The organism is Serratia sp. (in: enterobacteria) (assembly GCF_046715635.1).
Lineage (GTDB): Bacteria > Pseudomonadota > Gammaproteobacteria > Enterobacterales > Enterobacteriaceae > Chania.
The window spans coordinates 1-6,698 of the sequence record NZ_JBKJYW010000413.1 but is presented as its reverse complement, the minus strand read 5'-3'; the positions used below and the strand labels follow the sequence as shown (position 1 = coordinate 6,698).

Annotated in this window: 6 protein-coding genes; all 6 read left to right on the top strand. The window is 57.0% G+C overall.

The genetic code is table 11. The annotated features are described in order from the left end of the window. Window positions 1–407: 407 nt before the first annotated feature. The gene (locus tag ACLQ7H_RS21585; RefSeq protein WP_411754430.1) at window positions 408–2,075 is read left to right on the top strand and encodes a methyl-accepting chemotaxis protein; all 1,668 of its coding nucleotides are present in this window, start codon (window positions 408–410) and stop codon (window positions 2,073–2,075) included. Window positions 2,076–2,163: 88 nt separating this feature from the next. Then, on the top strand, window positions 2,164–3,795 hold the full coding sequence (locus tag ACLQ7H_RS21580) for a methyl-accepting chemotaxis protein (protein WP_411754429.1): 1,632 nt from the start codon (window positions 2,164–2,166) through the stop codon (window positions 3,793–3,795). 21 nt (window positions 3,796–3,816) lie between these two features. Then, complete coding sequence (gene cheR, locus ACLQ7H_RS21575; RefSeq protein WP_411754428.1) at window positions 3,817–4,689, top strand: protein-glutamate O-methyltransferase CheR; 873 nt, start codon at window positions 3,817–3,819, stop codon at window positions 4,687–4,689. Further along, a complete protein-coding gene (locus ACLQ7H_RS21570; RefSeq protein ID WP_411754427.1) occupies window positions 4,689–5,738 on the top strand; it encodes a protein-glutamate methylesterase/protein-glutamine glutaminase in 1,050 nt (349 codons plus the stop codon). Before cheR ends, ACLQ7H_RS21570 begins: the two co-directional genes overlap by 1 nt. 49 nt (window positions 5,739–5,787) lie before the next feature. After that, window positions 5,788–6,177: a chemotaxis response regulator CheY gene (gene cheY, locus ACLQ7H_RS21565; RefSeq protein ID WP_021180929.1), complete on the top strand. Its 390-nt coding sequence runs from the start codon at window positions 5,788–5,790 to the stop codon at window positions 6,175–6,177. 14 nt (window positions 6,178–6,191) lie between these two features. Beyond that, the coding region (gene cheZ, locus ACLQ7H_RS21560; RefSeq protein WP_411754426.1) for a protein phosphatase CheZ at window positions 6,192–6,698 on the top strand (507 nt) is incomplete at its 3' end.

The following is a 6,698-nucleotide window of genomic DNA, read 5'->3' as shown; positions in this document are numbered from 1 at the left end:
TAACTGGTGTGGTGTATTGGCGTCATTTCCCCTCACCCCAACCCTCTCCCACAGGGAGAGGGAGCTGGTACGGCGCTGTGTTCAGATGCAGAAGCTAATCTGTAAAACGTGCGATATTGGCTGTAGTTAATCAGTGGTACTTTCGTTTCCTTTGCCCTTTGGGAAAGCTGTAATCGGGATGATGTGAAGGACGCATACGGTACTAATCAGTTGCACGTTCTGTTCCCTCTCCCTGTGGGAGAGGGTTAGGGTGAGGGGCCATCCCTTCGCCGAGCTAAAATCTTACCCCCCGCACAATACAAAAAAATAGTTACAGATTTTTCTTAAAGTTCTCTTCTGCCACGCCGATAACCCAGTCAGTTAACGTACACAGCGCTTGTCTGTGCGGGCTTCCAAGAAGGGTAAAAATGTTTAATCGTATGAAGGTGGTCACCAGCTTATTGCTGGTGCTGGTGTTATTCGGTGCCTTGCAGCTGGTTTCCGGTGGGCTGTTTTTCACTTCGCTGAAAGATAACAAAGAAAACTTTACCGTACTGCAAACTATCCGACAGCAGCAGTCAGAACTGAATGAAAGCTGGGTAAACCTGCTGCAAACCCGCAATACCCTCAATCGTGCCGGGATCCGCTATATGATGGACCTCAATAAAGCGGGCACCGGTGCCACCGTTGATGAACTGCTGGTCTCGGCGAAAAACACCTTGGGCATGGCGGAACAGCACTACGTTGCCTATGAAAAAATCCCTCTGGATGCTCGACAGGATGCCGCAGCGGCGGAAGAACTCAAGCAACGTTATGCCACTTTGCACACTGCTCTGACGGAATTGATCCCGCTGCTGGGGGACGGCAAGCTGGACGCCTTCTTTGAACAGCCAACCCAGCGTTATCAGACGGAATTTGAACAGGTCTATAACCGCTACCTGACTCAGAACGACAAGCTATACCAGATCGCGGTCGAAGATGGCGACAGCTCTTTCGCATTCGCCGTTTGGACGCTGGGCGTGGTGCTGGTACTGGTGGTTGCGGTGATCGCCATGGTCTGGTTCGGCATCCACCATATTCTGGTGCGCCCGCTTAATCGCATGATTGAACACATCAAACTGATTGCCGCAGGCGATCTGACCCACCCGATCGACGTCAATAGCCGCAACGAAATGGGCGTGCTGGCAGCCAGCCTCAGGCATATGCAAGGCGAGCTGATCGACACCGTCAGCGGCGTGCGTCAGGGGGCCGATGCCATCTACAGCGGTGCATCCGAAATTGCCGCAGGTAACAACGATCTCTCTTCCCGTACCGAACAGCAGGCCGCCTCACTGGAGGAAACCGCCGCCAGTATGGAGCAGTTGACTGCCACGGTGAAACAGAACGCCGAAAATGCCCGTCAGGCCAGCCAACTGGCGTTGAGTGCCTCGGAAACCGCGCAGAAGGGCGGCAAGGTGGTTGCCAACGTGGTGCAAACCATGCACGACATTGCGGGCAGTTCGCAGAAAATTGCCGATATCACCAGCGTGATCGACGGCATCGCCTTCCAGACCAACATCCTGGCACTGAATGCGGCGGTAGAAGCGGCCCGCGCCGGTGAACAGGGCCGTGGTTTTGCCGTGGTTGCCGGTGAGGTACGTAATCTGGCAAGCCGCAGCGCGCAGGCGGCCAAAGAGATCAAAGGCCTGATTGAAGACTCGGTTAGCCGCGTCGATATGGGCTCGGTGCTGGTGGAAAGCGCCGGCGAAACCATGGGCGATATCGTCAATGCCGTCACCCGCGTCACCGACATCATGGGTGAAATCGCTTCGGCCTCCGACGAGCAAAGCCGTGGTATCGATCAGGTTGGCCAGGCGGTGGCCGAAATGGATCGCGTCACCCAACAGAACGCCTCTTTGGTCGAAGAATCGGCCTCTGCGGCGGCAGCGCTGGAAGAGCAGGCCAGCCGCTTGACCCAGTCCGTCGCGGTATTCCGACTGAAAGCGGAAGGCCAACACGAGTTCAAGTCACCAGCCAACAGTAAAGTCGTTACCCCGGTAATCAATCATAAAAAAATGAACGCCAGCGATCCGCAGGAGAACTGGGAAACGTTCTAACCGGCATTGGGCTGCGTCCTTCCAGCGAGGTCGTGGCCCTTTTTTCCGTCCTAAGCCGTGTTAACCCGCGGCTACCTGGAGGTTTATCGTGTTTAACCGAGTCCGTATCTCTACCAGTCTGTTTTTATTACTGCTGACCTTTTGCCTAATGCAACTGATTAGCACCGGCTTGTCGTATACCGCTTCCCGCTCCGATAACCATAATCTTAATCTGATTAGTCTGGGTAGCCAGCAGCGTGATGCCCTCAGCCTGAGCTGGGTTTCCCTGCTACAGGCACGCAACACCTTGAACCGGGCCGGTACCCGTGCAGCGCTGAAAGTGCCACAAGAACAGGTCGATGCCCTGATGGGTAACGCCCGCAGTTCGTTGCAGAAAGCCGATCTCTATTTTAATCAGTTCCTGGCCGTCTCGCGTAACAGCGACCAGGAGCAGCAACTGACAGAAACCACCAAAGCCAGCTATGAGCGGCTGCGTGGCGCATTGCGTGAACTGGTCGTCTTCCTGGAGGGCGGCAACCTGCAAGGCTTTATGGATCAACCCACGCAGAAAATGCAGGACCTGTTTGAAGCCGACTTTGTCCAGTACCTGCAGCTGGTCAACGAAAATATCGCCCAGGCCAATGCGGCCAACCAACGCTCCTTCACGCTGGCCGGTTGGCTGGTGTGCGGCGCGGTGCTGATGCTGATCCTGGTGACCGCCAGCGCCATGTGGTGGTTGCGTAATATGCTGGTTCAGCCGCTGAATATTATGCGCAGCCACTTTGACCGTATTGCCGACGGCGACCTGGCCACGCCGATCCAGGTGTATGGCCGCAACGAGATCAGCATGTTGTTTGCCAGCCTGCACCGCATGCAGCACTCGTTGATTGGCACCGTTGGTGCGGTGCGCGAAGGCGCCGAGTCGATCCTGATCGGGCTACAGGAGATTTCAGAAGGCAATAACGATCTCTCTTCCCGCACCGAGCAGCAAGCCGCGTCGCTGGAAGAATCTGCCGCCAGCATGGAGCAGTTAACCGCCACGGTGAAACAGAACGCCGACAATGCCCGCCAGGCCTCAAAGCTGGCGCGCGATGCCTCAGCCACCGCTGCCAAGGGCGGGGAAATGGCCGACGAGGTGGTCACCACCATGCACGATATTGCCAGCAGCTCGCAGAAAATTGGCGCCATTACCAGCGTGATCGATGGTATTGCCTTCCAGACCAACATCCTGGCATTGAACGCGGCGGTTGAAGCGGCGCGGGCGGGTGAACAAGGGCGTGGTTTTGCCGTGGTGGCCGCAGAGGTGCGCAATCTGGCTCAGCGTAGCGCTCAGGCAGCGAAAGAAATCAAAGTGCTGATCGATGAGTCGGTCGGCCGTGTTAAGCAAGGGTCGGTGCTGGTCGAAGACTCCGGTGCCACGATGAAGGATATCGTGCGATCGGTGACCCGCGTTACCGACATCATGGGTGAAATCTCCTCGGCTTCCGATGAGCAAAGCCGCGGTATCGAGCAGGTGACTCAGGCCGTGACCCAGATGGATCAGGTGACGCAACAGAACGCCGCGCTGGTGGAACAAGCGGCCTCTGCGGCGGCGGCATTGGAAGAGCAGGCGATTACGCTGGCCGATGCGGTAGCGGTATTCCGCCTGGCGGACGACAACATCACTTTATCAGAAAGTCTTAACAACGGAGTTTTATCAGTGGCAAAGGAAGCAACTAGTGTCGAATTGTATAGCAAGTAACAACCAATTGGGTGAAGGGTTATGAGTGGCTCATCCTCACCCACCCATAAAGAACCTGCATCTTTGCTGACACAGATGGTGCAACGGCTGCCCCTGTCGGATGTGCATTTCCGACGTATCAGCCAGTTGATCTATCAGCGTGCCGGTATTGTGTTGGCCGAGCACAAACGCGAGATGGTTTACAACCGTCTGGTGCGTCGTCTGCGGCTGCTGGGAATTCCTGATTTTGGCAGCTATCTGGTGCTATTGGAAAGCGACACCAACAGCGCCGAGTGGCAGGCATTCGTCAACGCCCTGACCACCAACCTGACGGCATTTTTCCGTGAGGCGCACCATTTTCCGATCCTGGCGGAACATGCGCGTTCGCGGCCCAACGGTTACTGCGTGTGGAGTACCGCCGCCTCGACCGGTGAAGAGCCTTACTCGATCGCCATTACCTTGAATGAGGCGCTAGGGCAGCGGGCGACGGGGACGCAGGTGTGGGCCAGCGATATTGATACTCAGGTATTGGAAAAGGCCGAAGCGGGGGTGTATCGCCAGGAAGATCTGCGCACCCTGACACCGGCGCAGATGCAGCGTTATTTCCTGCGAGGAACCGGGCCTCACCATGGTCTGGTACGGGTTCGGCCAGAACTGGCGGCACAGGTGCATTTCCAGCCGCTCAATCTGCTGGCTCATGAATGGGCGTTGCCGGGGCAATTTGATGCGATATTTTGCCGTAACGTCATGATCTATTTCGACAAGGAAACACAAGAGCGCATTTTGCGGCGCTTTGTGCCGCTGCTTAAACCGGGAGGCCTGATGTTTGCCGGCCATTCCGAAAACTTTAGCCAGCTCAGCCGGGATTTCTACTTGCGTGGGCAGACCGTGTATGGCCTGACCAAGGAGAGGTAATGAATAAAATCAGCGTATTAAGCGTAGACGACTCTGCCCTGATGCGGCAGCTGATGACCGAGATTGTCAATAGCCATCCCGATATGGAGATGGTAGCGACCGCCCCCGACCCGCTGGTGGCGCGCGATCTGATCAAAAAATTCAACCCGCAGGTGCTGACGCTGGACGTCGAAATGCCGCGTATGGACGGGTTGGATTTTCTGGAAAAACTGATGCGCCTGCGGCCGATGCCGGTGGTGATGGTGTCGTCGCTGACCGGACAGGGATCGGAAATCACCCTGCGGGCGTTGGAACTGGGCGCGGTGGACTTTGTCACCAAGCCACAACTGGGGATCCGCGAAGGCATGCTGGCTTACAGCGAGCTGATTGCCGAGAAGATCCGCACGGCGGCCAAGGCGCGTTTGCCAAAGCGTTCAACGGCACCGGCTCCAGAGATCCTCAGCCATACGCCACTGTTGAGCAGTGAGAAACTGATCGCTATCGGGGCGTCTACCGGCGGTACCGAGGCGATCCGCCATGTCTTACAGCCGTTACCGGCGACCAGTCCGGCGTTATTGATCACCCAGCATATGCCGCCAGGGTTTACCCGTTCGTTTGCCGAGCGGCTCAACAAGCTGTGCCAGATCACGGTGAAAGAGGCCGAAGACGGCGAGCGCGTATTGCCGGGTCATGCCTATATCGCTCCGGGAGATCGTCATCTGGAACTGACGCGCAGCGGTGCCAACTATCAGGTTCGGCTGCATGATGGCCCGCCGGTGAACCGGCATCGTCCTTCGGTCGATGTGCTGTTCCGTTCGGTGGCCCAGTTTGCCGGGCGCAATGCGGTGGGGGTGATCCTCACCGGCATGGGGAATGACGGTGCGGCAGGCATGCTGGAAATGCACCGTGCCGGGGCGTACACCCTGGCGCAGAACGAAGCCAGCTGTGTGGTGTTTGGCATGCCACGTGAGGCTATTGCCACCGGCGGAGTGAATGAAGTCGTGGAATTGGAGCGCATGAGCCAACGCATGTTGGCGCAGATCGCGGGTGGTCAGGCGCTGCGTATTTGATGTTATGCCCCGAACTACGGGGCAAAAACGATTAACCTTAGGAGTAATAATGGCAGACAAAAACCTTAAATTTCTGGTGGTGGATGATTTTTCCACCATGCGCCGCATCGTCAGAAATTTGCTGAAAGAACTGGGTTTTAACAACGTCGAAGAGGCGGAAGACGGGGCGGATGCGTTGAACAAACTGCGCGCCGGTAGCTTCGATTTCGTGGTATCAGACTGGAATATGCCGAACATGGATGGCCTCGAGCTGCTGCAAACCATCCGTGCTGACGGCGCGCTGGCGTCAATGCCGGTGCTGATGGTGACGGCGGAAGCCAAGAAAGAGAACATTATCGCTGCCGCTCAGGCGGGGGCCAGTGGTTACGTAGTGAAGCCCTTCACGGCGGCGACGCTGGAAGAGAAGCTCAACAAGATCTTTGAAAAACTGGGCATGTAAAAAAGGAGAGGGCGATGAGAGATATTCCAATGCCTGCCAGCGATGCAGCGACAGCGGGCGAGATCATCTCCCGCATCGGCCAACTGACCCGCATGCTGCGTGACAGCATGCGTGAGCTGGGGCTAGATCAGGCTATCGCTCAGGCTGCCGAAGCGATCCCGGACGCACGCGACCGTCTTGATTATGTTGTCACCATGACGGCGCAGGCGGCGGAACGAGCGCTCAACTGCGTGGAGGCGGCACAGCCCCGTCAGGCGGAGTTGGAGTCGCAGGCCAATACGTTAAAAGGGCGCTGGGACGAGTGGTTTGCCAACCCGATCGAGTTGGCTGATGCCCGTTCACTGGTGACGGATACCCGCCAGTATCTGGATCGGGTGCCGGAGCATACCGCATTCACCAACGCCCAGTTGCTGGAAATCATGATGGCGCAGGATTTCCAGGATCTGACCGGTCAGATCATCAAGAAGGTCGTGGGCGTGACCAAGAGCATTGAGCATGACCTGGCGCAGCTGTTGCTGGAT